Below are 24,165 nucleotides of genomic sequence, written 5' to 3'. Positions count from 1 at the left end.
ATTTCGTTACAAACGGTTTACGAATCAAAAACAAAGAGGTAAAAACTTTCTGTGCAGGGGCGGGCAACCAGTTGCAGAAAGTGCGCCGCTTTCTCGCTCTGTTCACTTCCCGGCAGGCAAAAAAGCGCCTGTGCCACAGCTTACTTGACGTTGTCGAGCACGCTTTTCACATTCGCAGCCGAATCTTGGCGAATGCTCAGGTTGTAGTGCGCTCGCACCGCCTGATACACAGCGTTCAAGTTTTGGCTGCTCTTGTTTTTGCGGTAGGCGGCGACCTGCTTGGCGAATGTCGGATGGTGGATCACGTCCCGGCTCCAATCCCAGACGCGCGGCTTCAGCGCATCTTTGCGCGCTTGCTCAAGCACCTGCGGGAAGCGCTGAATGAAATGCTGGGCGATTTTTCTGCTGGCATTTTGGTATTCGTTCGTCTGTTCAATCGAGTAGTTCTCTGCTCCCTCTGCAAAAGGCTTGCCGTTGACCGAGATGATCTCTCGCGGCTGCACAGGCGCCATTCCGGGCAGCAGCTTCACTTGATAGTACGCCCAGCCGCTTGCTGTCTTTTTCCCTGGAAAAATCAGCTGAACAAACTGAAAGACACGATCGTAGGCATACGTCTCCGGGAAATTTTTCTCTCCTGGTTCCAGATCGAGCGGTGACTGCGGGAACACAAATCCTTTGCTGTCTACGGGAAAACCTGGCAGCCCACTCTCCACCGCCCAGCGCACGGCTTCATTCTCCGAGTCTTTCAGGTCAATGCCTCCGTGGTAAGGACGCACATCTTTGAATGCACGATAAAACACCGTCGCTACAAATTCTCTTGTCGCAATCCCGTCATCGATTTCCTCCGGTTTGACATACCCGGCATGGATGAGTGGCTGTATTCGGGCGTTCAGCTCCAGCTCGGCACGCGCCTTCCTCGCCTGTAGCCCTTCCGGGGAATAGCCATCCAAAGTATCGATTTGCCGATCCAGTTCAGCAAGTTTCCCACCCTCTGGATACGCAGGCGGAAAAATCCCGATCATCTGATAAAAGTTCCACAGGAAGCCTTTTTTGGATGTGACAAACTTTCGGTTGTCGTCAAACTCCAATTTGTAATGGTCGAGATTCCCCGTCGAGTCAACCAAATACTGTTTGATCGGATACTCCCGCACTGTCGCAGGCGTCTGCGGGTTTGCAAGCGAAACCATCTGCACATTCAAAAACAAATACTTCTCTGGATTAGCCGGGAGCTTGTATGTGATTTTGTAGGCAGGAGAAGCCGCTGCGGCGATATTCAGAGCGGGCGACACAACTGGCACAGCCGAGAGACAAAGCGTACACGTCAGCAGGCTAAAAACAAACTGTTTTCCTTGCATGGTCAAAATCATCCTTTTTTCATGTCATACCAATATGGACGCAGAAGGAAATGGAAAGTAACATATCAACATAAAAAAACCGACCAGATGCTTCTCATCTGATCGGCTTGTATCCAACTGGTCGAGCTTTTGGCGATAGCTTATTCGCTCTCAGTCTGGACAGCTACCGGGGCAACCCCCATGCTTTCCAGCTTTTCGTAAATATCTTTCAGCTTAGGATTTCCCTCGCCGACAATTTCCCCGGAAATTACGACAAGCGGATACCATAAATCTTCCTCAATGATGCGTGTCGCCCAGCTTTTGTCATCGTCTGTCTGCGGCTGTTGAAAGTCGCTGTACACGATGCGGATGCTGTCGCTTCCGTATTTGCGAGAAAGGGCAGCCTGCAACCATTCTGCTGTCTCTTTGGCAGATGGCAAATTGACGCAGCTTGCGCAAAGCTGTTCGGTTCCGAATACCTTGATTTCCACACTCATCTCATCCGCCTCCTCGCGAGTCCGTCCGTAGCTGAGTTGCATTCGTTATGCGATTTAGGACAGAGCCTGATCCAGATCTTCAATCAGGTCTTGCACATCTTCGATTCCCACGGAAATGCGAACCAGTCCATCTGTGATGCCCAACTCGGCGCGGCGTTCTGCCGGGATGGAAGCATGCGTCATACGAGCAGGCACGCTGATCAGGCTTTCAACTGCCCCGAGCGATTCTGCCAATGTGTAATACTTCACTTTTGCCAAAACTTCATCGGCACGCTCTGCGCTGCCAACGTCGAAGGAGATCATGCCGCCAAAGCCGCGAGCCTGTTTTTGGATCAGCTCATGACCGGAGTGATTGGACAAGCCAGGGTAGATGACACGCTTGATGTCGCTGCGCTCAGACAGCCATTTTGCTATCGTGCGGGCGTTGTGCTCATGCTCTTCCATGCGGATTCCGAGCGTTTTCATCCCGCGCAGAAGCAGCCAGGAATCTTGTGGGCCGAGGACGCCGCCAATCGCATTTTGCACGAAATGCAGGTCTTCGCCAAGCTGCGCATCTTTTGCAACGACCAGACCAGCGACCACATCGCTATGTCCGCCCAAATACTTCGTTGCGCTGTGGAACACGATGTCTGCGCCCAGATCGAGCGGATTTTGCCAGTATGGAGTCATGAACGTGTTGTCGACTACGAGCAGCACGCCTTTTGCTTTGGCGATGTCTGCCAGCGCACGGATGTCGCTTACTTTGAGCAATGGGTTGGTCGGCGTTTCCATGATGATCGCCTTTGTTTCCGGGCGAATGGCTGCCTCTACCGCTTCCAGGTTGCTCGTGTCGACGTAGCTTGCTTCCAGGCCCATGCGGGAAAATACGCGAGTTACGACGCGATATGTACCGCCGTACACATCGTCACCCACTACAAGATGATCGCCTTTGCTGAACAAAGACAAAATCGTGGACAAAGCCGCCATCCCGGAGCCAAAAGCAAAGCCGCGCGCTCCGCCTTCGATCTCGGCAATGTACGTTTCCAGCGCGTGGCGCGTCGGGTTGCCTGTGCGGGAGTACTCGAAGCCTTTGTGCACGCCAATCGCTTCCTGTTTGTACGTGCTCACTTGGTAAATCGGAACGGAAACCGCTCCTGTATGTGGATCTCCATCGATACCGCCGTGGATCAGACGAGTTTTAATGCGCATCTTAGATTCCTCCCTGGTAGATTTTTTTGCTCAGATAGCGTTCGCTGCCATCGGCAAACAGCGTGACGATGTTGGTGCCCGGCGCTGCTTCTTTCGCTTCGCGCAAAGCTGCTGCCATCGCTGCTCCGGCAGAGCTTCCGACGAGCAAGCCTTCTTTGGCTGCGAGCTGCTTGACCAGATCAAATGCTTCCACATCGAGAATCGTGTGAATCGCATTAAAATAGCTGGTGTCCATGAATGGCGGCAAAAATTCCATGCCGATCCCTTCCGTTTTGTGCGGACCGGATTCTCCCCCGTTCAAAATCGAACCTTCTGGCTCCACGATGACGGTTTTGACGTTCGGGTTTTGCTCCTTCAGGTAGCGGGCAGCCCCCATGAACGTACCACCAGACCCGGCGCCTGCAACGAACACGTCTACTTGTCCGTCCATCTGGCTCCAGATTTCAGGGCCTGTCGTCTTGTAGTGGGCGTCAGGGTTTGCCGGGTTAGCGAACTGCTGCGGCACGAATGAGCCAGGAATCGATGCTGCCAGCTCTTGTGCTTTGGCAATCGCTCCCTTGATCCCCAGTTCAGTCGGGGTATTTACAACCTCGGCTCCAAGTGCGCGCATCAACTCTTGCTTTTCCTCGGAAAATTTGGCTGGTACGCAAAAAATGACTTTATAGCCGGTTCCTACAGCGGCCAGTGCTACGCCAATCCCTGTATTCCCTGCTGTCGGTTCGATAATGGTGCCGCCTGGCTTCAGCTGGCCGCTCTCTTCAGCGGCGCGAATCAATTCCATGCCCAGTCTGTCTTTTACGCTGCCACCTGGGTTAAAGTATTCCAGTTTGGCGAACAAGCGCACTCCTTCTGGAAGCTCAAACTGTGTAATTTCGACGATTGGTGTATTGCCAATCAGTTCCTTCACATTGCGAAATACGTTCACGAAGATCTGACTCCTTATGTTGAAGTACTTGCTTTTTCATTATAACATGCTGCTATTGCAAAAAGTCCATGCCAGCCCACTTTGATTATACTTCTCCCAGGAAAGTGTCGACAGGGCATGTAAGCCATGGATTTATCACCGGCGTACGATTATAATAAAGGAGAGGTTGGAAAGGAGTGAATCGACCATGGATATGATGGATCAAGTACAAGAAGTTCTCGATAAACTGCGCCCTTACCTGCAACGTGACGGTGGTGACGTACAACTCGTTGACGTAGAAGAAGGCATCGTAAAGCTGCGCCTGATGGGTGCATGCGGCAGCTGCCCTTCGTCCACCATTACCCTGAAAGCAGGGATTGAACGTGCACTGGTGGAAGAAATCCCAGGCATCAAGGAAGTTCAACAAGTATTCTAATCCAGGCGCACAGCCATGAAAGCAGCTATCCGCTTACGCGTAGCTGCTTTTTTCATTTTCCCAAGATCGATGCCTTGCCACTTTGCCCCGTTTTCGCCATGCCTCTTTCCAAAAAGGCGATGACCCGCTCTGCGTACTCGTCGGGAATCAAAGCAAAGCTGCGTACGTGCCCGGCGTGCGGCACCAGCCAAATTTGCGAATCCTCGTCTTCTGCCAGAGCGTGCAGCCGCTTGCTGTTTTCCGCAGGCACCGTATGATCTCCCGTGCCATGAATGAACAGGATCGGCTTTTTCGCTTGGCGAACGATCTCAAAAGGCTTGACATGACGCGGATTCGCCCTGAGAAAAACAGGACTCAGCGTCAAAATCAGCCAGTTGAAAGGAAAGCGCGGGAGGCCCGTCCATTGCGGCAAATTTTCTTCCAAATACTCGCTGAGCGAATAAAAGGGAGAGTCCGCCACCACTGCCGCAATCCGCTCATCTCTTCCCCCGACGAGCAAAGAAGTCGCCGCGCCCATGGAGAAACCGACGAGTCCAATGGTTTGTTCGGGATGCTTCGCCGCCACAAAATCAATCGCGCCGAGCAAGTCATGCTGCTCGCGCAAACCGATTGTGGTCAAAGCCGGAGTCGACTCCCCGCTGTTACGAAAATCGAACATCAACACATCGTAGCCCGCCTGAACGAGTTTGCTTGCGAGCGCCAGAGCGGGAAGGTGCGGCTCTTGCCTGTTTTGGCTGTAGCCATGGGCAAAAATCAGCGTCCGGCCATTCGGCGTGCGCCCGTTTCGGGCAGCGGAATGATACCAGCCCGAGAGCGAAATAGTTGTCTCCCGACTGGGAAAAACAACCGCTTCCGCCGCCACCAGTCCGAAGTCCTCCGGGTTCATGTCAATCGGTTTGCGCACCGGATGCGTCAAGCGCCACGTCACATGCAAAGCGACGGCGGAAGCGGCCAGAATCCCCAGCAGCAAAAGGCTCGCCACGATGATCAACACGGTGCTCATAAAGCGGTCAACGGCTCCTTTCCACTCAGTACAGCGACAATATTGGCGGCGGCCAGCGACGCCATCTCATTGCGCGTCTGGATCGTGGCACTGCCAATGTGCGGGAGCGCCACCACATTTTTCAGCGCCAAAAGCGGATGATCGAGCGGAACTGGCTCCTGGGCAAATACGTCCAGCCCCGCCGCCCAAATCTGTCCAGTGGTCAATGCATGATGCAAAGCGGCTTCATCGACGGTTTCGCCACGGGAAACGTTCACGAAGACCGCCGATTTTTTCATCAGGGAAAATTCATACGCTCCCATCAGGTGCTTCGTTTCCGCTGTCAGCGGCGTCAGCAGCACGACGTAATCCGCTTCCTGAAGCAATTCCTCCAGCCCAACCAGCCGCGCTCCCGTCTTGGCCTCCGCCTCTTCCTTGCGATTGCGGTTATGGTACAAAATGCGCATGTTGAACCCGGCTGCTCGCCGTGCGACCGCTTCCCCGATTCTCCCCATGCCGATAATGCCAAGCGTAGCTCCGTACACGCTTTGTCCCGCCATCAAGTACGGGCTCCATGACGTCCATTCGCCTGCGAGCAAAAAGCGGTTGGCTTCCGTCACTCTCCGGCCAGTCGCAAGCAGCAGGGCGAATGCCAGGTCTGCGGTCGCTTCCGTCAAAACATCTGGCGTATTGGTCACCGCGATCCCGCGTCTTTTGCAGGCAGGCACATCGATATTGTCATAGCCCACAGCCATATTCGCGACGACTCGCAGCTTTTTGGCACGAGCCAAAAGCTCCTCGTCCACCCGTTCCGTCAGCATGGTCAGCACCGCATCGGCGTGCTCGATCTCTTCGAGCAGCTTTTCGCGCGGCACAGGAGTGTCCTCCTCCCATTGCTTCACATCGGCTACCGTCTCCAGCATGGCTATGACTTCATTGGTCAGTTTCCTCGTGACGAATACTTGTGGCTTGCTCATTGTTTTGCCTCCACAGCCAATCGATTTGTGGAATGGTGACGCCATAATGATCTGCGACCAGACGGGGATAGCGCCGGAGTCCTTCTTCCATTTTCGCAAGCTCGTCTTCCAGTTGGGATTGCCAGCCTTCCGCGTTTACTTCCTGCCGCTCCTCCAGCGGAAGCTCCTTGTACGACTCCACGAGCTTCAAAAAACGGCCAGGGTAGAGCATGAGGGCGTAAATGACGGCGTACTCTCCTGTCAGCAACGGCGCAACACTGTTGTAGCCGTCCAAAAAGTGAATCACGGCTTCGTCGTCCCAACCGTTGCGCTTCGTTTCGGCTTTCAGCCATTGCCCAAGATCGCGAGCCCGCATGTCGAGAACCCAGTTCCATTCTCCCGCCATCAGGCGTACATCCTTCTCATTCCATAGCATATACCCTTGATCAAAATTTTGGTAGGCTACTTTTCCAAGTCCTGCCGTTTCTTTCACGACTTTGTCGTAGCCCGCTTCCAGCAAGTATTGCACAGATATTTCCCCAAGCTGATGCACGTACGTGTAGCAAGTCAAAAGCAGCTCATCCATCGGCGTCAGCTCGGCATTGGACTCATCCAGTTCATCGCGGTACTCGTTGTAATGCCGCAATTTCCGTCTCCACGTACTCGGCCAGTTTCCAAGCGAGCTGTACGGGATGAACAGTTTTTCGCCGGAAAAATTTTTCGTCGCCTGATGGAACTGCGCCAACGACTGTCCGCTGGCGTAAAACGAATTTTCCGGAACCGACTCGCGCACTCCCCGATACAAGTAGTATAGCTGTTCATCCTCGACAAAATGGGGCTGCCCGCCCGTCGTCTTGACTAGCTTGAGCATCCGAATGTCTTTTTGCTGCTCCAGATGCTTGCGCACTTTCTCGATGAATTTGCTTTTGTATCGATACCCCGCCGGCGCTTCAAACATGTAATACAAGCCCTGGTCGGTTTCGAGCACTTTGCTGGCGCCCGTCACCCGATAATTTTGCAGTTGGAATCCATACTGCTCCTGAAGCAGTTCTTTTTCCTCCATACAGGTCAGCCTCCTTGCACACCTTCTCTAGGCGCATTGTATGTCGCCAAGCCGGGATAGGTGCCTATCTGGCTGCAGATACTAGGAGCACCCATGTTTGCCAGAAAAGGAGGAATACCGATGGTCGAACACCCGCTGAACAGCGAAAGCTGCCTGGAGGCGGTCATTGAGCTTTTGACGAAACGCGGCGTTTCCCTCGACGACATCGCCGAGATTGTCTTTTTCCTGCAAGAACAATACGTCCCCGATCTGACGATGCAGCTGTGTCTGGAGAGCGTGCAGGCCGTTCTGAACAAACGCGAGGTGCAAAATGCCTTGCTGACTGGCATTCAACTGGACATGCTCGCCGAACAAAAACAGCTGCTGCCCCCGCTCCAGTCGATTATTGAAGCGGACGAGCCTTTGTATGGCGTAGATGAAGTGCTGGCGCTCGCCATCGTGAATTTGTACGGCAGCATCGGCTTCACCAACTTCGGCTATGTCGACAAGCTTAAACACGGCAAGCTCGCCCAGCTCAACGACAAAAGCTTCGGCGTCCACACGTTTTTGGACGACCTCGTAGGAGCGGTAGCCGCAGCAGCGTCGAGCCGGATTGCCCATCGCCAAAAGCAGCAGGAAGAGTGTCTAGAGCGAGATTCGTAGCTGCCATTCCGGCAAATCGCTGGCGACATACGTCGGCTTTGCCGTATGGCTGGCGGCTTCCTCACGCGTAGAGTAGCCAGTCAAAACGAGCAGGCTGTCCAACCCGCTGTTTGCTCCGGCTTCAATATCGGTAAACAGGTTATCGCCGACAATTAACGTCTCGGAAGCTTTTGTCCCGAGCACTTCCAGCGCATAGCGCACGATGATGGACTCCGGTTTGCCAATCACAATCGGTTTGGTGGCGGATGCAACGGAAACAGCCGCTACCAACGAGCCGTTCCCCGGGAATAGTCCCGCGTCAGTAGGCAAGGCGGCGTCGGCATTGGTTGCGATAAAAGTGGCTCCTGAACGGATCGCGCGCGCAGCCACTGCGAGCTTTTCGTAGGTAAAGGCACGGTCGATTCCGACAATGACGTAGTCCGGATCAGCTTCGGTCAGGCGATAGCCTGCTGCTTCCAGTTGTGTCAGCAAGCCTTCCTCCCCGATCGCGTATACGTTTGCCCCGGCGGGCGCCTGCTCTTGTAAATACTGGACAGTCGCCATGCTTGTCGTGTAAACGTCACGGGCAGTCGCCTCGATTCCCATCCCCGTCAACCGATCCGCCACTCGCTCAGCCGATGTCGAAGAGTTGTTGGTTAAAAACAGGTACGGAATCTGCTTGTCCTGCAAATAGCGGACAAACTCGCCAGCCCCTGGGATCGCTTCATGACCGCGGTAAATCGTTCCATCCAAATCGAGCAAATAGCCTTTGTATGGTTTCATGTCTGATCTCCTCCACCCTGTTGTACCCATTTACCATACCCGCTTTTTCATCGTTTGACGAGTCGGCTGTATGTTTTTTCAACAGCAAAAAACCACCCTCGCACGCAATCGTACAAAAGTGGTCATCACTGACACTGTATTTACGCTTTTTTGATTTCAAACACGCACTTGTCTCCGCCTTTTGCCATGCAGGAGGTTTGCTCCACATCGGCGTTCAGCACGCGGCGGAACAAGGAAAGCTCACAGGTACAAGCCTGGTTGAACTCGCGCGCGACTTGGGCGATCGGACAGTTGAACTCCTGAATGCGGTACGTGTTGCCGTCCGCGTCCGCTTCCCATTCCACCATGTAGCCTTTTTCGTTTTGCAGCTCCGCCAGCTTCGCTACGCGGTCCTTCAACTCCCCTTGCACTTGGGAGCGATACGATTCCTCCAGGCGATTTTCGCGGCGGCGAAACAGCATCTCGACTTTGCCCATTCCGTCGATGTCTTTCAAATCTTGCAGGAAGTCCAGTGTCAAATGAGAATAATTGCGCGGAAACAGCTCATCTGCTTCCTGCGACAAGGAATATACATTCGTCGGTCGTCCCATTGCTTGTCTTACAAGCGTGGACTTGATCAGATTGTCTCTCTCCAAAGTGTTCAGATGGCGTCTGACCGCCATTTCAGTAATGCCAAGCTCGACGGCCATGTCGCTGACAGAGAGTGAGCCTTTTACCTTGAGCATGTGCAGGATTTGGTCACGAGTGGACGTCCCCTCGTTTGTCATACGTATCACCGTCCTTTCTACTTATTGTAGCGGATCGGCACGCTTTAGTAAACAAACGAAAGTGTTTTGTATAAAAAATCCGCTTCTCCATTTTCTAGAACAATTCTTTCTGCAAAAAAGCGCGAACTTGCGGGTCAAACTGGCGCATCGCTGCGACTGCCTCTTCTGCCAGCGCAAACATTTCTCCAGCAGGAACGCTTGTGTAGTCAATCACCAGATGCTTGCGGAAATCAACGACGCGCGTCAAGACGACCGCTTGCTCATCTGTAATGACTTGTTCGTCACGCAAAATTTCTACGATGTCGCTATAGCTGCCAGGGTCACGCATGATAAAGCCGTCGATCAACGCATTCCCTACATCGACAATTCCTTCGATGGACAAGTGCAGGGCTCGCTCCATCGCTGCAACAGCCACTTCATCCGCCAAAACCGCCTCGGCTCCTCGTTCCCTGAGCTTGTCCAGCAGATCAAGCATGAGAGACATATATGCTAAAACTTGGTCAATTCGCTTTGTATTCACGTCGTACATAAGATTCTCCTTATTTTCGCTTTTTGGCTTTTCGTTTCGCATAATAGGTAGTAAACACAAATGTCAGCACCAGGACGAGAAGGACCAATTCCCCTTCCTGCAAATAGGAATTGCTCACGGCTTTCACCTCTTTTCCTCCAACAGTATACCAAATTTGTCCCTGCTGTCACGAATCAGCTTGTACTTTGTGTTACAATGATGGGGTGAATTTTGCCGGCATAAAGGGAGGAACACAACTGTGGAACGCGAACTGGCATTGGAAATCGTGCGGGTGACGGAAATGGCTGCCCTCGCCTCGTCTCACTGGATGGGTCGGGGAAAGAAAAATGAAGCGGACGGAGCGGCGACAAGCGCCATGCGCGCCATGTTCGACACCATCAACATGCGGGGAACCGTCGTGATTGGCGAAGGAGAGCTGGATGAAGCGCCGATGCTGTACATTGGCGAAAAACTCGGTCACCCCGAAGCTGGCGGCCCGGAGGTTGATGTCGCTGTCGACCCGCTGGAAGGAACCACGATCGTCGCCAAAGGCCACAACAATGCCATGTCGGTCATCGCGATCGGTGACCGCGGAACGCTGCTTCATGCCCCTGACATGTACATGATGAAAATGGCTGTGGGCAAACGGGCTGCGGGACAAATCAACTTGCTTGATCCCGTGGATAAAATGATTGAAGTGGTAGCGAAAGCGAACAACAAGCGCGTTTCCGACGTGACTGTGATCGTTCAGGAACGGGAGCGGCACCAGCACATCATCGACACGGTGCGGGAAAAAGGCGCGCGCGTCAAGCTGTTCGGCGATGGCGATGTAGGCGCAGCGATTGCCGCCTGTCTGCCACATACAGGGATCGACCTGTTTCTCGGAATCGGCGGAGCACCGGAAGGCGTCATTAGCGCGGCGGCGATCAAATGCCTCGGCGGAGACATGCAGGCGATGCTCAAGCCGCAAAATAACGGGGAACGCGAACGCTGTATCAAGATGGGCCTGACCAATCCGGAGCAGTTGTTGACCTTGAACGATATGGTAAAAGGAGACGACGCCATTTTTGCCGCCACAGGCGTATCGGACGGCGAGCTGCTTCAAGGAGTTCGCTACCTGGGCGACGATATGGTGGAGACGCATTCCATCGTCATGCGCGCCCAAACGAAAACGATCCGTTTTGTCCGCGCTTTGCACAATATCGAACACAAACCAAATCTGTTATGGAAGTAGAGGAGCGTATTTATGGTGAATGACCTGTTTTTCTTGTACGACGAACCGGAGGACACGAAAACCCGCTTCGTCAGCTTTATGGGCGAAGCTACCCGATTCGATCTGGCTATCACGACGACAAACCGTTTTTACGGCAAAAAAATCGTCATCAACATCCAAAACGGCCGCTCTGCCATTATCGGGCACGACGATCTGGAAGAAGAAGGCTACCTCGAATTTGCCTTCAATCTGAACGAGCGGGAAGCAGAAGAGCTGAAAACTTTTTTGGAGACTGTCGTTTAATTCCGCTTTTTGGGCCTATCCCGCTCTTGACACAAGAGCCCGGGGATAGGCTTTTTTGCTGCCCATTTCCATCGGGACAACGCTCCTTGCAGGCGGATGTCTCGTATACTGCTACTGCACATACAGACACTGAGAGGAGTGCAGTCGCAATATGCAACCGTATCAAGCTGACGAAAACCAGTTGCAGGGCCATCAGGCGGACGAACAATACCAGATGATTCCGGAAGATCAGGCGCATCCCGTCTTCTTTCGCCGAAGAAGAGACGAAGGAATTGGTCCTGTGATCATTCCGCTCCCTTATAGCTACTATCCGCCTTATTACTATCCATACCCGTATCCATACTCCTATCCGTACTACCCGTACCCGTATCAGCCCTTTCCGTTTTACGGCGGCGGCTTTTGATGAAGCAAGATTTATGTACAGCAAAACAGCCCCTAGTCCCGGGGCTGTTTGCTTTTGTCTTTCTATGTGTCACGCTTGGGCGTGTTCTGACCAGTCGGAACTTTGTCGCGCTCCCGGTTGGAACGCATCTGGTTCGGACGTTTTTCCCGCGAGGAAGAGTCCTTGCCGTTTTTGTCCTGCTTTTCTTTGTGGAACTTGGGCTTGTCTGACCGATCGTTGCGACCAGCACCGGAACGGTCGTGGGAAGCTCCGTTATTGTTTCGCTCCTGGCGATCCTGCTTGTTTTGCCGGGGGTTAAAACGACGTCGGTCCTTGCGTTCGACAATGACAGCCGAACTTTCTCCCCTTGACGCGTCATGGCGAATATCGAGAATCGTGTCCGGATTATCGTCGTTGCCTTCGTGCTCTCCACCGCTATGTCCAATGGCATCCTTCACTTTGCGCAAGACGAAGTACGGGCAGCCAAAGTTGCAAAACTCGTGCAGGTACTCATCCAAAGCGGCGATCCTCTGCTCGAACGGTACTTTGCGATTGGCATCTGTATAAAATCCCCGCAGACGAAGCTGTCCGTAGCCCCAGTCCCCTACGATGTAATCGTATTTATCGAGGATATCGCTGTAACGCTCCCTGAATGCTTCCGGATTCCAGCCGTCGCGATTTTCTTCCATGACTTCATAAGTACCGGCTTGCGTGCGAATCAAGTCCGCTTCCTCCTTACACTTGTTTACTTTTGTACATCTTACCATATTTCAAACAGCAAGAGATAAAATTCCCACGAAAACTGCACCTGCCCCCTGGACATTCTATCGTGTAGGGGGTGTTACCATTGAAAAAGACATGGTTGTATCCTGCGATTGCAGGCATTGCTCTCTTGGCTTCCGCTTGCGCAAACAACGCTGCGCCGAACTACACGCATCCGAATCAGGCTGCTCCTCACGTAACGAATGTTGACGGGCTGCATGTCCGCAACTACGACGGTGTGCGCTCCGCAAACTTTGACGGACTGCACGTGCGTAACGGGGTCGGTCTGAACAACGCGCCTGGCGTCGATAATGGCTTGCATCCGAACGGGACGTATCCACGGGCGAACGTCAACAATTACAACGCCTACACAAGTGGCATGCGACCGTACAACGCCTTTACCGACCACAACGCCGGAGCGTTGGGCACGCCGAATGGAATGAATCATTCCATTTATCAAAAGCGGGCCTGGAATCGTGCAGGAGCTGGTATCATGCAAACCGGCATGCCGAAAATGGGCTACGTCCAGACGAACCGGGCCAGCATGAAGACCGCTGGCGCCCAAAACGTCTATGTAGACCGTGATGCGCTGGCGCAAGCAGTCGGCAACGTCACAACGAGCTGCCCCGGCGTTCAGCAATCTACTGTCCTGGTGACGGATGAAGAAATCTTCGTCGGCCTGAACACGCAGGGAGCTGACGCCCGCACCGCCAAAAACCAGGCGAAAATGAATGCGCAGTCGATTTCACCACGTTACTACAAAGTGTACGTAACGGACAATCCGAACGACATTCAGGAAATCGCCCGTGTCGCCAGCCGCTCAAGCAATCTGCATACGGCGCGTAACGAAGACGCAGCCAGCATCGATACGCTGATCAAGCGAATGGGCGGCATGACGGATCGCGAGCAAGGAACCAGCACAAAAGCGCAAACGAACGCGCATGCAACCCACAAAGCTAACATGGGTACAACCAGTCGCTAGTGCGAATCTCCCCTGTACGTAAAAAGAACCCCTTTTGCCGCGACTCGTCTCGCTTGCAGGAGGGGTTCTTCCCTGTTATTGCGCCTGTGGCATTGCCGTTTCCTTGGCGATGGTTTCCTTCGCTGCATTGGCCTGTTCGTGGGCATGGTAAGAGCTGCGTACGAGCGGCCCTGCTTCGACGTGGCTGAAGCCCCGCTTCATGCCCTCTTCCTTCAGGCGGGCAAATTCATCCGGATGGTAATAGTGCTCTACCTTCAGGTGCTTTTTCGTCGGTTGCAGGTACTGACCGATTGTCATGATGTTGACATCTGCGGAACGCAAATCGTCCATTGTCTCGATCACTTCTTCGAGCGTCTCGCCTACACCGATCATCAGGCTGGACTTCGTTGGAATGTTTGGCTGAAATTCCTTCGCCTTTTTCAACAGTTCCAAAGTCCGGTCGTACTTGGCGCGCGCCCGCACGCGATCGGACAGGCGGCGAACAGCCTCAATATTGTGGTTCAGCACGTCTGGCTTCGCGTCCATGACGAGCTTCAATGCATCCCAGTTTCCTTGGAAATCGGGAATCAATACTTCCACAGAGGCAAACGGCAGACGACGGCGAATCGCCCGGATCGTCTCTGCGAAAATTTGTGCGCCTCCGTCTTTCAAATCGTCGCGGGCAACAGAAGTCACGACAACATGTCGCAAACGCATCTGCTCGGCTGCTTCTGCCACGCGTTCCGGTTCGGCCACATCAAGCTCCGTCGGCAATCCGGTTTTTACTGCGCAAAACCGACAGGCACGGGTACATATATCACCCAAAATCATGAACGTAGCTGTTCCGCTGGCCCAGCATTCATGAATGTTGGGGCATTTGGCTTCTTCGCAAACAGTATGTAGCGTCTTGCTGCGCATCGTTTGCTTCAACTCTTTGAAGCTGGCGAGTTCTGGTCCTGAAACAAGGTTGATCTTGAGCCACTCCGGCTTGCGTTGCGTCATAGGGCCCACTCCTCATGTATCTTGGTACGAGACATAATCAATCTCCATTATAGAGGTTGGATATACAAGGGGCAACCTCTTTCACAATTGAGGTAACAATTACCCGATCCGATGCACTTTATGCCGAGCCCCTCCGGACAGCAACGATTCCAGCATGCGCCGCTCGCGCTCGTGGCAAGTAAACAAAAACACTTGCTGCTCCGCTGCCAGCTCGGCAACGTACGCCAATGTTCTTCGCAACCGCTCGTCGTCATAATGGACAAAATGGTCGTCCAAAAACAGCGGCAACGGTTCCGTCCGCTTGCTCACATGATGCAGCAGAGCCAGCCTTTGCGCCAAATAAAGCTGGTCAGCGGTTCCCGTGGAGCATTGCTCCTGGCTGACAATTTGCTTGCGGGATGGCTCCAGCAGGCGTACGGCAAAGCCTTCGCCCGGATCGAGCCTCACGTCGCAATAAGCCCCCGCTGTAATTTGGCTCATCACCTCGGAAGCAATCCGGTTTACGTCCGGCGTGACGTCCCGCTTCCACTCCCCTTGTGCCTCCAAAAGAGTATCCCGCGCCAGTTGCAGCGCATCTCTGCGTTGCTGCAGCTGGCGAAGCGCCTGCACGGCTTGCTCGTATTCGTCTCTGGCACTCGCTACGGATTCGCTTTCATGCGCATTCATTTCGCCATGCGCCCTCGCCGTTTTTTCCCGCAGCTCCTGCAACTCGGCTTCGATGTGCGCTAACTGCGCCAGACAGTCGCTCCCCGCTTCCTCGCACTGTCGCTTTTCCCGTTTTAAAATCGCGCGCAGCGCCTCGCCCCAGCTTTCCGCCAGCAGTTCCTCCCGCCTTGTTTTGGCCAGATCGTTCTCCAGCGCAACAGTCCGCTGCTCCTGCACGCTTCGTTGTAGCTCTTCCCTTTTTGCCAGAAAAGTATCCCAATCCGAAACGCCATAACGCCCCACCAGCTCCGCCAACTCGGCGTCCAAGGCGGCGATCTCCTGTTGCAGCTGTTCTCCCTCCAGCGCTTGCTGGCTGTCGATGGCTGCGGCGGGACTGCTGCTGTTTGCGCCCCCTTTTGCCCGCAGCACAACTACGCCGAGCGCGGCCAAAAGCAAAGCCAGACCAATGGCACTGCCTCCAAGGACAGGATGCTCCGTCGCCAAACCGACTGCACCCAAGCTGGCAAACACCCCTGCAACACCCCACAGACGCAGGGCGCCTTTCCTCCGCTTCGCCTGGTTCCCTTGCCTTTGCGTTCGCCCCCGTCCCTGGCTCTGGCTGCGCGGCCCGGTGGACAAGGCGAGAACCGCCAGCTCGGCGAGTCGCAAATGGCGCTGCTCCCGCTGTTTGCGAAGCGCAACCCCTCGCTCGTAATCGGCCGCAAGCTCGTTCAGCGCTTGGTCGGGCATCGCTTCTGGCGCGGCGGCAGTTCGCGGTTCGCCCCACTTTTCCACTTCTTTGCGCGCCTGATGGTGCAGTTGCCGCTCTTCTTCGCTGCCAGCAGACTGCTCCCACCAGTCCCACTCTTGCCTGTCGACTGCGGTAAAACTTCGCTGCCAGCGCTCCTGCAAAAGCTGTTCCTGCTCCTGCCACTTTTGCATGCGCGCCTGCAACCTGGCTCGCCGCTGCTCCAGCCCTTGGCGTTCCTCCTCCCAGCCGCGGATCGATTGCGCAAGTTGGGTAATCATGCGCCAGGCGGCTTCGGCATCAGCCAGCTCCTGTTCTTTGCGGGCGACCCGCGATGCAGCCTTGCCCATTTGCGTATTTTCCGCCCGCTCTTTTTTTCCGATGCTCGTCAAGTCGCGATCCAACTCCGCCAAAATCGTGTGGACAAGCGGGCTTGCCTCCTGCACATCCGCAAACGAAGGCAACAGATGCTCGGCGGCCTCCAAAGGCTCCCGTCTGATCCAGGTCAAATCGGTGAACAAGCTGCGGGTCAGCCCCAGATGCTTTTCGAGAAAGTTCCGTTCCTTGCGGCGATCCTCCAGGTAGATGTCTGTCAGCTCCGTCCATTCCGGGTCGAGAAAAAGCCGCGTCTGTTCCCGCTCTTTCAAAAGCGTCCGGTGCAAGCGGTACGTCTTGCCCCCGAGCTGGTACGTAATGATCGTTTCATACTCTCCCTGATGCCAGGGGCGGTATTTTTCGTATTCAGGCAAATACCTTGCCGTCTTCACGTAGTCGCGCTTCATCCCGTACAGGGCGGCGAAAATCGCTTGCAGCAGCGTGGACTTTCCCGCTTCGTTGGGGGCGTAGAACAAATTAAGCCCGGGAGCGAAGCGAAAAGCAGCTCCTTGCCATTTTCCGAACCCGGTTACGGTCAGCTCCTCGATTCTCATCGCATGCTCCCCCCAATCCGCGCAAGCGCTTCTTGCTTCGCCTGTCTCGCTATTTCCCGCTCTTCTTCGCTGCGGGCATTCGCCTCGATCTGCGCCAGCTTGGCGAGCCATTTTCCCCAAATGCTGTCCTCGGCCATCAGCTTCTGCGCATCGATGTCCGGCCACGTCTCATCCGTAATTGCAAACAGAAAAAACCGCGAAAATCGCTGCTCCAGAACGGGAATCGAGGGAACAAAATGCGCCGCTCTCTCTCCTGTCAAAGTCACATACACGAGATCACGGTCGGCGATCCTGCCAAGCTGTGCCTCCATCCCTGCGATTAGCTGTTCCGCCGTTTCCGCTCCTTGTGCGTGAATGGTCCATTTATGAATCTGCCGCTGACTGACCGGGATCGCTTGCAAGGTCAATTTTCCCGCGTCGTCCAGCTCGCCGTGCAACACGCAGCGCTCTCCCGTTTCCTTATTGGTCAATCCTTCCGGCGAACCGGGATAGGCGGCAAGCGGCTGCTTTTTGAGCGGATGCACGAATTGTTCCGGCTTGTGGATGTGCCCGAGAGCGACGTAGTCTACATCCGCCTGAACAAGCTCCTGCAAGCTCATAGGTGCGTAAGGCTGGTGCTCGTCTTTCGTCGCGTTCAAGATCGTGCCGTGCAGAACCATCAGGTGATGCCGATAGCCATCCAGCTTGCCCGGAAAAGTCGCAAGCGGCGATTCGTAGACGTGCGGCTGTCCAAAGCCCCAGCCGTAGATGACACACGACTTTTCCGGAAATTCGTATACGCCCCATTCCGGGGTAAACCAGTAGACGTTGCCAGGCCAGTCCATCGTCTGGTAAAACGAATCCGCACGCCACGGATCGTGGTTGCCCGGCGCGATGCAAACGGGAATCGGAGCGACACTTTCGAACAGATCGCGCAAAAATACAGCCGTCGCTCTTCTGCCCCCGTGGTATTCCAGCAAATCTCCGGCGATCAGCCAAAAGTCGACCTGCCGGGACACGACCAGGTCGCGAATCGTTTGCAGCGTGCGGCGAACATCATCCTGCCTAAGCTCGTAACGATCCGCCAGCATATGTAAAGGCGCGTCCAGATGGACGTCCGCCGTATGAATGAATGACAACACGAAGCGCTCAACTCCTTGCATGACAAACTGAATCGGCAAATGGTACACTTTGGACAAGCAATCGCCAATCAGACGAACATACTTTCCCTATATGATACAGAGGAAATCATTGGTTGAAAAGGAGTGTTTCTTGTGCGCATCGCGTATTTGGACTGTTTTTCGGGGATCAGCGGAGACATGCTGCTCGCCGCATTGGTGGACGCAGGAGCCAATCGCGAGCGGATCGAACAGGAGTTGCGCAAGCTGTCTCCGGGAGATTTTCGCCTGGAGTGGAAAACCGTCGTCAAAGCTGGCGTTTCCGCTTTGAAGCTGGACGTCATCGATGAAAGCCACGCTCCCTCGCTGCCGCAGAAGCCTTTGAAAGTGCTGGGAAACGACCACACACACCGCAGCCACAAAGACATTGTGGCGATGATCCAGGCTGCCGGACTGGCGCCGCGCGTAACTCGCCGCTCTCTGGCTATTTTTGAAAAAATCGCGATCGCCGAAGCGAAAATTCACAATGTCCCTGTGGATACGGTCCATTTTCATGAGGTAGGCGCACTCGATTCCATCGTCGATATCGTCGGGATCGCTTTAGGACTGGAAGAGCTGGACATCGAGCAGCTTTGCTGCGGGCCGATCCCGACGGGAAACGGCTACGTGCGCTGCGCTCACGGACTGTACCCGGTTCCCGCTCCGGCGACCATGGAGCTGTTGCTCGGCATACCGCTGCGCGAAACGAGCATCCAAAAGGAATTGACCACCCCTACCGGAGCAGGGGTGGCTGCCGCCCTAGTCGAACAGTTCGGTTCGTTGCCGTCGATGACCGTGGAGTCCATCGGCTACGGCGCAGGCACACGCGACCTGCCCGATCAACCAAACGTGTTGCGGCTGTTGGTCGGACACAAGTAAACGAAAAAAACTTCCGCCGCTGTGCTTTGTCGGCGGAAGTTTTTATTTAGGCAAGGGCAAAGGTTAGGATAGGCTTATCGCAGCAGACGCAAAAACTCACGCATAAAGCCGGGCAAATCCGGCCACGCATGACCAGAAACTAGGTTGCCGTCTACGTGAAGGGTTTCTTTTTCGTAAATCGCCCCCATCGCCTCGACGTCTGGTCTGCATGCCTGATAGGCCGTCAGCGTGCGGCCAGCGAGATGCTCGGAGACGATTGCCAGCACCTGTGAACCGTGGCAGATCGCGGCAACAGGCTTGTTCGCTTCAAAAAAGTGCGAGACGATCGGCTTCAAGTTTTCGTTCAGCCTGATGTACTCGGGTGCTCTACCGCCCGGAATGATCAAGGCGTCGAACGCTTCCGGATTGATGTCGGCAAAAGCGGCGTGCGCAGGCAGCTGATAAGCCGGCTTTTCCGTATACGTCTCGCTGTGTGCTTCAAAATCGTGGCAAACGGTGTGCAGCGTCTTCACGCTGGGCGCAGCAATCACGGCTTCGTAACCCTCTTCCAGCAAACGGTAATACGGGTAGAACACCTCCAAGGCTTCTACGGCATCCCCTGTAACGATCAACACTTTTTTGCTCATCACACAGCCACCTCCATACGGTTTTGGGGTTTGGATACTCCACGTTTTCAATTCTTTGGCGGCTCGGCTTGCTCCTGCTTGTCTGCCCATATTTTTACAGAACTTTTACGGGCGGCCAGTTCCACAGCTTCCTGATAAACTTGCTGCAAAGGTACGCCGTTGGCTCTGGCAAGCTGCGCGCAGTGCTCGTATTCCGGCGCAATCTGCACCCGCTCGCCCCTGTGGTAGCCGAGTTTGACCGCAACCTCTCCCCAACTCGTCTGGACAGTGATGAATCGCCTTGCCAGACGGTGACACGCTACAGGAAAAGAGCGAATGCCAAACGTCGTCGTCTCCCTGAACAAAATCGTTTTCATCGCCTCAAGCTGGCTCTGATAGCACATGACTTGCACCAGTGTCGCGGCTCTGCTCTTTTTCATCGTCACCGGCAAAAAATGCACATCGTTCGCCCCTGCCAAAAAGCATTGCTCCATCAGATAGGAAAGCCACTCCGGGCTTGCGTCATCTATGTTCGCTTGCAATATCACCATGCCTTCGTCGATATGCTCGTCGGCGTGCTGCCTTTGCTCGTACCCGACAGGTATGCCGTCTGCTCGCGCCGTTTCAACGCCTGGCTTCAGCAAAATTGCTGCCACGTTGTTTTCGCCTTCCACCTGCACCAGTTCGCCTGCAAGCCCGCGCATCGGCTTTGCTCCCACTTCCTTCAGCCAGAGCACGGCGAGCGGCGAAAAGTCGCGACGCGGCTCCAACTGTTCCGTCTCCCGAATCGCCAGCCCGGACAGAAGCGACAGGGCGGCGAGCGGCAAACCGAACGGGACGGCGATTGTTTCCACATACAGCTTGCCCCGGCACCAGTCAGTCAAAGGGCTTGTCATCAGCTCGCGCAAGGCTGCTGCTTCCCGTTGCCAGCGTTCCTGATCCATCCCCTCCCGATACCACTCCGCCAAATCGTGCATGCACCCGGCGAATTTCGCGGCGGCAGGCTCAGCTGCACCGATCCCTTGCTTGCTCGCAATCCGTTGCAGCGGCTTCACCAATGATTCCAGCATGATCGGACCTTCTGCCCGAATGACCAGCTTCATTTTTTCCCCTCCGAACTTTGCTTGTTTCTTCTTGCATCATACATCAAATGCCCGTGCCTCCGGAGAAAAGTTGCTCGCCTGCTTCCAAAAAGTATCGTGGATAATCCGCTCAGACTGGCAGAAACTACAACGGAAACTACCCTGGCTGGAGGGAGTCGGCATGCGAGTTTTCCGCCTAATCATTCAGATCAGCTTGTGCGTGGCAGCAATCGTTTTGCCGCTGGAATCAGGCTTTGCCAAAGGCTCTGCTGCCAAACAGACAGATCCTCTGCTAAAAGAGCGCCTGCAGCTTTTTTTGCGCATGGAGTCTTTGTACGGCATTCCGTGGAACTATTTGGCCGCGATTGACCAGTACGAGCGCACGATGAAAATACGCAAAAAACAAGCCAATACGCAAGAATCGAACGCGCGGCTCACGGCTGTTGATATCCCGCAGGAGCGCTGGTCAGGCGTGATGAACCCCGATCCGGAAGATACCAACCCGGCATCGATTCAGTTTTTTGACGGGCTGGGAATGGACGGCGACGGAGATGGGATCGCCGACCGCAACAACGATTTGGATGCACTCACTACGCTTATTCATTACCTGTCCGCTTACGGCTTTTCGGCGGATGACTGGCAAATCGGCGTCTGGTCTTACTACCAGCGCGATCGCTCGGTAAAAACGATCCGGCAATTCGCCCAGGTGTACGACAAATACCAGCACCTGCAACTGGACGAGCGTCATTTTCCCATTCCTGCCCGGTACGACTACAGCTACCGCAGCACATGGGGAGACGCTCGCGGCTGGGGAGGACGCCGCATTCACGAAGGCACAGACATTTTCGCCAGCTACGGCACGCCCGTCCTGTCGACCGCCTACGGAGTCATCGAGGTCATTGGCTGGAACCGCTACGGCGGCTGGCGAATCGGCATGCGGGACATGGGCAACGTGTATCATTACTTCGCGCATCTGTCCTCGTTTAAAAAAGGGTTGAAGCCAGGCGACATCGTCGAGCCAGGGCAATTGCTCGGGTATGTCGGCAGCTCCGGCTACGGAAAGCCCGGGACGGCGGGGAAATTTCCGCCCCACTTGCATTACGGCATGTACCGGGAGACAGGGGGAGCCGATTGGGCTTTTGACCCTTATCCGTATCTCAAGCGTTGGGAACGTCAAAGGAAGCGGTGATGCAGCCGCTTCTTTTTGGCATGTTCTCGATTTCCATTGACAGAGCGCACAGCAGCGAATTACAATCAAATCAAAAATTGGACGATCGTCCAAAAACGAGGTGCACAGCATGACTCCCCCTTCCAAAAGCCAAGCGAAAGCAGAAGCGAAGCGAGCCTTCCTGATCGAACAGGCAACGGCCTGTCTGGCGGAAAAAGGCTACGCCAACGTGTCTTTGCGCGATATCGCCAAGGAATCCGGCGTCTCGCTCGGCATCCTGCATTACTACTTCGCCAGCAAGGAAGATTTGCTGCTCGCTGTCATCGCAAGCTACAAGGAACGCTTGATCGACGAGTTGGAACGCGAAGTAGTCACTGCTCCCCTGGACAGTTGGCTCCCCGCACTCGTGACGGTTCTCGGGCGCAGTCTCCAAGAAGACCGCAAGCTGCATCGGCTCTGGTACGATTTGCAAGCGCAGGCTTTGTACACCCCCGTCTTTCTCGAACAAGTCCACCGCATTCGCGCCCGGCTGCACGACTTGATTGTGCGCATGCTCAGACGGCTGCAAACAGAGCGGCAAGCACCGCTCGCAATGGACGAGAACGCTGCCAGCTCGATCGTTTACTCCTTGATTGACGGCATGATCTTGCAAAGCTTGCTGGACGAGGACAAACCCGCAGCCGAAGCTTTGGCCCTTTTCCAGTTTGCAGTGCAGCATTTTCTTGCGTCGCTTTTTACGCTTGATCAAAAATGAATGAGGTGATCCATGATGTCCGTCCTCTCTTTGCGCAATCCTGCGACTGGCGAAGTTTTTGGTTCGGTAACGGAGGCCAGCCCGGCCGAGGTTGATGCCGCCGTAGCAAAAGCACGGCGCGCCTTTGCTGCCTGGTCCGCTACATCCCTCGCTGAGCGGCTGCGCTATCTCACTTCCCTGCGTCACTATCTCGTCGAGCACGGCGAGGAGCTGGCGCAAAAAATCAGCCAGGCAACGGGAAAAGTAACGCTTGAGGCGTACATGACCGAGATTTTTGTCACCGCTGATACGATCCGTTTTTACGAAAAGCACGCACAGCAAATGCTGTCTCCCCAGCCTGTTCCCACCCCGCTCGTGCTCTGGCCGAAAAAATCGTACATCCACTACAAGCCGATGGGCGTTGTCGCGGTCATCTCGCCGTGGAACTATCCGTTTCAGCTTGCCATCATTCCGATGCTATCCGCGCTTGTCGCCGGAAATACCGTCATTCTCAAGCCGTCAGAAGTCACGCCGTCCACTGGCCTGTTGATCGAAGAACTGTTCGGGATTGTTGGACTGCCTGAAGGCGTCGTCACTGTCCTGCACGGCGGGCGGGAGGTCGGCAGTCGGCTTGTATCCGCCCGGCCTGACAAAATCTTTTTCACAGGTTCGGTCGCCACTGGCAAAAAAATCATGGCAGCCGCAGCGGAGCATTTGATCCCCGTAGAATTGGAATTGGGCGGAAAAGACCCGATGATCGTTTTCGACGATGCCCATCTGGAGCGCGCCGCAAACGGTGCCGTCTGGGGCGCTTTCACCAACTCCGGTCAAGTGTGCATGTCCGTCGAGCGCCTGTATGTCCACGAGCGCGTGTATTCCGAATTTTTGCGCTTGGTCACCGAAAAAACAAAAGCGCTGCGCCAAGGCTTTCCCGAGCAGGCAGAAGTCGGTTCGATGACGTCGCCGCAGCAAATCGGGATCGTCCGCGCGCACATCGACGACGCGCTCGCCGCGGGAGCCACAGCTGTCACTGGCGGAGCGATCCAGACGGACAGCATGTTCATTGCCCCGACCATCCTGACAGGCGTCACACCGGAAATGAAAATCATGCGCGAAGAGACATTCGGCCCTGTCCTGCCGATCGTCACCTTTTCCGATGAAGCAGAAGTCATCCGTCTGGTCAATGAATCGCCCTACGGCTTGAATGCCTCTGTCTGGTCAGCAGACAAAGCAAAAGCGCAGCGCGTGGCGGAAAAGCTGTTGAGCGGAAACGTGTGCATCAACGACGTCATCATCAGCTATGCCAATCCGCACCTCCCTTTTGGCGGGGTCAAGGATAGCGGCATCGGCCGTTACCGCGGCCCGGTTGGACTGCAAGCTTTCACCCACAGCATCTCGATCATTCACGATCCCGGCTCGAAAAAGCGCGAGTTCAACTGGTATCCGTACACGCCAGACCAGCAGCTGATGTTTTCCGGGCTGACCCATCTGCTCTACGGAAAAAGGCCAAAATGGAATCTTCCCACGCTGAAAGCCATCTGGCGGGAGCTGAAACGACTGCGTTAGCAAGCCTGCTCC

27 protein-coding genes are annotated in these 24,165 nt (G+C 54.8%); 10 read left to right on the top strand and 17 right to left on the bottom strand.

Annotation, left to right across the window (positions count from 1 at the left end; all coding sequences use genetic code 11):
- Positions 1–140: 140 nt before the first annotated feature.
- The 4 genes from EDM60_RS13900 to cysK all read right to left on the bottom strand — a co-directional run bounded on the left by EDM60_RS13900 (position 141) and on the right by cysK (position 3,944).
- Positions 141–1,355, bottom strand: a complete 1,215-nt coding sequence (locus tag EDM60_RS13900) for a hypothetical protein (RefSeq protein WP_122964512.1) — start codon at positions 1,353–1,355, stop codon at positions 141–143.
- 140 nt (positions 1,356–1,495) lie between these two features.
- Complete coding sequence (locus EDM60_RS13895; protein WP_063227385.1) at positions 1,496–1,831, bottom strand: YuzD family protein; 336 nt, start codon at positions 1,829–1,831, stop codon at positions 1,496–1,498.
- Positions 1,832–1,885: 54 nt separating this feature from the next.
- Positions 1,886–3,019, bottom strand: coding sequence for a bifunctional cystathionine gamma-lyase/homocysteine desulfhydrase (locus EDM60_RS13890; RefSeq protein WP_063227384.1), 1,134 nt, complete (start codon positions 3,017–3,019; stop codon positions 1,886–1,888).
- Between the two features lies 1 nt (position 3,020).
- Positions 3,021–3,944, bottom strand: coding sequence for a cysteine synthase A (gene cysK, locus EDM60_RS13885; protein ID WP_063227383.1), 924 nt, complete (start codon positions 3,942–3,944; stop codon positions 3,021–3,023).
- 193 nt (positions 3,945–4,137) lie between these two features.
- On the opposite strand from cysK, the gene EDM60_RS13880 reads away from it, so the two are divergent.
- A complete protein-coding gene (locus tag EDM60_RS13880; RefSeq protein ID WP_122964743.1) occupies positions 4,138–4,359 on the top strand; it encodes a NifU family protein in 222 nt (73 codons plus the stop codon).
- A 52-nt stretch (positions 4,360–4,411) separates the two neighbouring features.
- Here the strand turns inward: EDM60_RS13880 and EDM60_RS13875 are convergent, their stop codons facing one another.
- From EDM60_RS13875 to EDM60_RS13865, 3 genes are read right to left on the bottom strand one after another with little or no spacing between them, the layout of a single operon-like run.
- A complete protein-coding gene (locus EDM60_RS13875) occupies positions 4,412–5,362 on the bottom strand; it encodes an alpha/beta hydrolase (protein WP_122964511.1) in 951 nt (316 codons plus the stop codon).
- A complete protein-coding gene (locus EDM60_RS13870) occupies positions 5,359–6,318 on the bottom strand; it encodes a 2-hydroxyacid dehydrogenase (RefSeq protein WP_122964510.1) in 960 nt (319 codons plus the stop codon). Before EDM60_RS13870 ends, EDM60_RS13875 begins: the two co-directional genes overlap by 4 nt.
- On the bottom strand, positions 6,275–7,360 hold the full coding sequence (locus EDM60_RS13865) for a protein kinase family protein (RefSeq protein WP_122964509.1): 1,086 nt from the start codon (positions 7,358–7,360) through the stop codon (positions 6,275–6,277). Before EDM60_RS13865 ends, EDM60_RS13870 begins: the two co-directional genes overlap by 44 nt.
- Before the next feature lie 120 nt (positions 7,361–7,480).
- On the opposite strand from EDM60_RS13865, the gene EDM60_RS13860 reads away from it, so the two are divergent.
- On the top strand, positions 7,481–8,002 hold the full coding sequence (locus tag EDM60_RS13860; RefSeq protein ID WP_122964508.1) for a phosphatidylglycerophosphatase A family protein: 522 nt from the start codon (positions 7,481–7,483) through the stop codon (positions 8,000–8,002).
- Here EDM60_RS13860 and EDM60_RS13855 read toward each other — a convergent pair.
- The 4 genes from EDM60_RS13855 to EDM60_RS13840 form a co-directional block, all read right to left on the bottom strand.
- Positions 7,985–8,764, bottom strand: a complete 780-nt coding sequence (locus EDM60_RS13855; RefSeq protein WP_122964507.1) for a TIGR01457 family HAD-type hydrolase — start codon at positions 8,762–8,764, stop codon at positions 7,985–7,987. The two genes, EDM60_RS13860 and EDM60_RS13855, sit on opposite strands and share 18 nt — an antisense overlap.
- A 140-nt stretch (positions 8,765–8,904) precedes the next feature.
- Positions 8,905–9,531: a helix-turn-helix transcriptional regulator gene (locus EDM60_RS13850; RefSeq protein WP_122964506.1), complete on the bottom strand. Its 627-nt coding sequence runs from the start codon at positions 9,529–9,531 to the stop codon at positions 8,905–8,907.
- A 94-nt stretch (positions 9,532–9,625) separates the two neighbouring features.
- The gene (locus EDM60_RS13845; protein WP_122964505.1) at positions 9,626–10,060 is read right to left on the bottom strand and encodes a DUF86 domain-containing protein; all 435 of its coding nucleotides are present in this window, start codon (positions 10,058–10,060) and stop codon (positions 9,626–9,628) included.
- 10 nt (positions 10,061–10,070) lie between these two features.
- Positions 10,071–10,178: a hypothetical protein gene (locus EDM60_RS13840; protein ID WP_025843832.1), complete on the bottom strand. Its 108-nt coding sequence runs from the start codon at positions 10,176–10,178 to the stop codon at positions 10,071–10,073.
- Between the two features lie 120 nt (positions 10,179–10,298).
- On the opposite strand from EDM60_RS13840, the gene glpX reads away from it, so the two are divergent.
- The 3 genes from glpX to EDM60_RS13825 all read left to right on the top strand — a co-directional run bounded on the left by glpX (position 10,299) and on the right by EDM60_RS13825 (position 11,958).
- Entirely contained in the window at positions 10,299–11,273 is a 975-nt protein-coding gene (gene glpX / locus EDM60_RS13835; RefSeq protein WP_122964504.1) for a class II fructose-bisphosphatase, read from the top strand.
- 12 nt (positions 11,274–11,285) lie between these two features.
- A complete protein-coding gene (locus tag EDM60_RS13830; RefSeq protein WP_122964503.1) occupies positions 11,286–11,555 on the top strand; it encodes a DUF3055 domain-containing protein in 270 nt (89 codons plus the stop codon).
- A gap of 151 nt (positions 11,556–11,706) precedes the next feature.
- Positions 11,707–11,958, top strand: coding sequence for a hypothetical protein (locus tag EDM60_RS13825; RefSeq protein ID WP_122964502.1), 252 nt, complete (start codon positions 11,707–11,709; stop codon positions 11,956–11,958).
- 62 nt (positions 11,959–12,020) lie between these two features.
- Here EDM60_RS13825 and EDM60_RS13820 read toward each other — a convergent pair whose 3' ends face one another.
- Entirely contained in the window at positions 12,021–12,659 is a 639-nt protein-coding gene (locus EDM60_RS13820) for a YutD family protein (RefSeq protein WP_233454159.1), read from the bottom strand.
- Between the two features lie 116 nt (positions 12,660–12,775).
- On the opposite strand from EDM60_RS13820, the gene EDM60_RS13815 reads away from it, so the two are divergent.
- Positions 12,776–13,681: a YhcN/YlaJ family sporulation lipoprotein gene (locus EDM60_RS13815; protein WP_229049744.1), complete on the top strand. Its 906-nt coding sequence runs from the start codon at positions 12,776–12,778 to the stop codon at positions 13,679–13,681.
- 75 nt (positions 13,682–13,756) lie between these two features.
- Here EDM60_RS13815 and lipA read toward each other — a convergent pair whose 3' ends face one another.
- From lipA to EDM60_RS13800, 3 genes are all read right to left on the bottom strand, one after another.
- The gene (gene lipA, locus EDM60_RS13810) at positions 13,757–14,662 is read right to left on the bottom strand and encodes a lipoyl synthase (RefSeq protein ID WP_122964499.1); all 906 of its coding nucleotides are present in this window, start codon (positions 14,660–14,662) and stop codon (positions 13,757–13,759) included.
- Between the two features lie 99 nt (positions 14,663–14,761).
- On the bottom strand, positions 14,762–16,984 hold the full coding sequence (locus EDM60_RS13805) for an ATP-binding protein (RefSeq protein WP_122964498.1): 2,223 nt from the start codon (positions 16,982–16,984) through the stop codon (positions 14,762–14,764).
- The gene (locus tag EDM60_RS13800; RefSeq protein ID WP_122964742.1) at positions 16,981–18,105 is read right to left on the bottom strand and encodes a metallophosphoesterase family protein; all 1,125 of its coding nucleotides are present in this window, start codon (positions 18,103–18,105) and stop codon (positions 16,981–16,983) included. The genes EDM60_RS13805 and EDM60_RS13800 overlap by 4 nt, the downstream gene beginning before the upstream one ends.
- A 132-nt stretch (positions 18,106–18,237) precedes the next feature.
- Between EDM60_RS13800 and larC the strand changes: the two genes are divergently transcribed.
- Entirely contained in the window at positions 18,238–18,999 is a 762-nt protein-coding gene (gene larC, locus EDM60_RS13795; RefSeq protein ID WP_122964497.1) for a nickel pincer cofactor biosynthesis protein LarC, read from the top strand.
- Between the two features lie 74 nt (positions 19,000–19,073).
- Here the strand turns inward: larC and EDM60_RS13790 are convergent, their stop codons facing one another.
- Together EDM60_RS13790 and larC2 are read right to left on the bottom strand one after the other, a co-directional pair.
- Positions 19,074–19,625: a DJ-1/PfpI family protein gene (locus EDM60_RS13790; protein WP_063227367.1), complete on the bottom strand. Its 552-nt coding sequence runs from the start codon at positions 19,623–19,625 to the stop codon at positions 19,074–19,076.
- A gap of 47 nt (positions 19,626–19,672) precedes the next feature.
- The gene (larC2, locus tag EDM60_RS13785) at positions 19,673–20,707 is read right to left on the bottom strand and encodes a nickel pincer cofactor biosynthesis protein LarC2 (RefSeq protein WP_122964496.1); all 1,035 of its coding nucleotides are present in this window, start codon (positions 20,705–20,707) and stop codon (positions 19,673–19,675) included.
- Positions 20,708–20,867: 160 nt separating this feature from the next.
- Between larC2 and EDM60_RS13780 the strand changes: the two genes are divergently transcribed.
- The 3 genes from EDM60_RS13780 (at position 20,868) to EDM60_RS13770 (ending at position 24,153) form a co-directional block, all read left to right on the top strand.
- On the top strand, positions 20,868–21,875 hold the full coding sequence (locus EDM60_RS13780) for a M23 family metallopeptidase (RefSeq protein ID WP_122964495.1): 1,008 nt from the start codon (positions 20,868–20,870) through the stop codon (positions 21,873–21,875).
- A 109-nt stretch (positions 21,876–21,984) separates the two neighbouring features.
- Positions 21,985–22,608 (top strand): TetR/AcrR family transcriptional regulator, encoded by a 624-nt coding sequence (locus tag EDM60_RS13775; RefSeq protein ID WP_122964494.1) that lies wholly within the window; start codon positions 21,985–21,987, stop codon positions 22,606–22,608.
- A 15-nt stretch (positions 22,609–22,623) separates the two neighbouring features.
- The gene (locus tag EDM60_RS13770) at positions 22,624–24,153 is read left to right on the top strand and encodes an aldehyde dehydrogenase family protein (RefSeq protein WP_122964493.1); all 1,530 of its coding nucleotides are present in this window, start codon (positions 22,624–22,626) and stop codon (positions 24,151–24,153) included.
- Positions 24,154–24,165 lie beyond the last annotated feature (12 nt).

This window comes from Brevibacillus parabrevis, assembly GCF_003710905.1.
Taxonomy (GTDB): Bacteria; Bacillota; Bacilli; order Brevibacillales; family Brevibacillaceae; genus Brevibacillus; species Brevibacillus parabrevis.
Note: the sequence above shows the minus strand (reverse complement) of the source record. Positions and strands in the feature narration are given on the sequence as shown.

Excerpts from the sequence above, each read along its gene's own strand:
- EDM60_RS13900 (WP_122964512.1), bottom strand. The coding sequence starts at position 1,355 with ATGCAAGGAAAACAGTTTGTTTTTAGCCTGCTGACGTGTACGCTTTGT.
- EDM60_RS13895 (WP_063227385.1), bottom strand. The coding sequence starts at position 1,831 with ATGAGTGTGGAAATCAAGGTATTCGGAACCGAACAGCTTTGCGCAAGC.
- EDM60_RS13890 (WP_063227384.1), bottom strand. The coding sequence starts at position 3,019 with ATGCGCATTAAAACTCGTCTGATCCACGGCGGTATCGATGGAGATCCA.
- EDM60_RS13880 (WP_122964743.1), top strand. The coding sequence starts at position 4,138 with ATGATGGATCAAGTACAAGAAGTTCTCGATAAACTGCGCCCTTACCTG.
- EDM60_RS13875 (WP_122964511.1), bottom strand. The coding sequence starts at position 5,362 with ATGAGCACCGTGTTGATCATCGTGGCGAGCCTTTTGCTGCTGGGGATT.
- EDM60_RS13870 (WP_122964510.1), bottom strand. The coding sequence starts at position 6,318 with ATGAGCAAGCCACAAGTATTCGTCACGAGGAAACTGACCAATGAAGTC.
- EDM60_RS13865 (WP_122964509.1), bottom strand. The coding sequence starts at position 7,360 with ATGGAGGAAAAAGAACTGCTTCAGGAGCAGTATGGATTCCAACTGCAA.
- EDM60_RS13860 (WP_122964508.1), top strand. The coding sequence starts at position 7,481 with ATGGTCGAACACCCGCTGAACAGCGAAAGCTGCCTGGAGGCGGTCATT.
- EDM60_RS13855 (WP_122964507.1), bottom strand. The coding sequence starts at position 8,764 with ATGAAACCATACAAAGGCTATTTGCTCGATTTGGATGGAACGATTTAC.
- EDM60_RS13850 (WP_122964506.1), bottom strand. The coding sequence starts at position 9,531 with ATGACAAACGAGGGGACGTCCACTCGTGACCAAATCCTGCACATGCTC.
- EDM60_RS13845 (WP_122964505.1), bottom strand. The coding sequence starts at position 10,060 with ATGTACGACGTGAATACAAAGCGAATTGACCAAGTTTTAGCATATATG.
- EDM60_RS13830 (WP_122964503.1), top strand. The coding sequence starts at position 11,286 with ATGGTGAATGACCTGTTTTTCTTGTACGACGAACCGGAGGACACGAAA.
- EDM60_RS13825 (WP_122964502.1), top strand. The coding sequence starts at position 11,707 with ATGCAACCGTATCAAGCTGACGAAAACCAGTTGCAGGGCCATCAGGCG.
- lipA (WP_122964499.1), bottom strand. The coding sequence starts at position 14,662 with ATGACGCAACGCAAGCCGGAGTGGCTCAAGATCAACCTTGTTTCAGGA.
- EDM60_RS13805 (WP_122964498.1), bottom strand. The coding sequence starts at position 16,984 with ATGAGAATCGAGGAGCTGACCGTAACCGGGTTCGGAAAATGGCAAGGA.
- EDM60_RS13790 (WP_063227367.1), bottom strand. The coding sequence starts at position 19,625 with ATGAGCAAAAAAGTGTTGATCGTTACAGGGGATGCCGTAGAAGCCTTG.
- larC2 (WP_122964496.1), bottom strand. The coding sequence starts at position 20,707 with ATGAAGCTGGTCATTCGGGCAGAAGGTCCGATCATGCTGGAATCATTG.
- EDM60_RS13780 (WP_122964495.1), top strand. The coding sequence starts at position 20,868 with ATGCGAGTTTTCCGCCTAATCATTCAGATCAGCTTGTGCGTGGCAGCA.
- EDM60_RS13775 (WP_122964494.1), top strand. The coding sequence starts at position 21,985 with ATGACTCCCCCTTCCAAAAGCCAAGCGAAAGCAGAAGCGAAGCGAGCC.
- EDM60_RS13770 (WP_122964493.1), top strand. The coding sequence starts at position 22,624 with ATGTCCGTCCTCTCTTTGCGCAATCCTGCGACTGGCGAAGTTTTTGGT.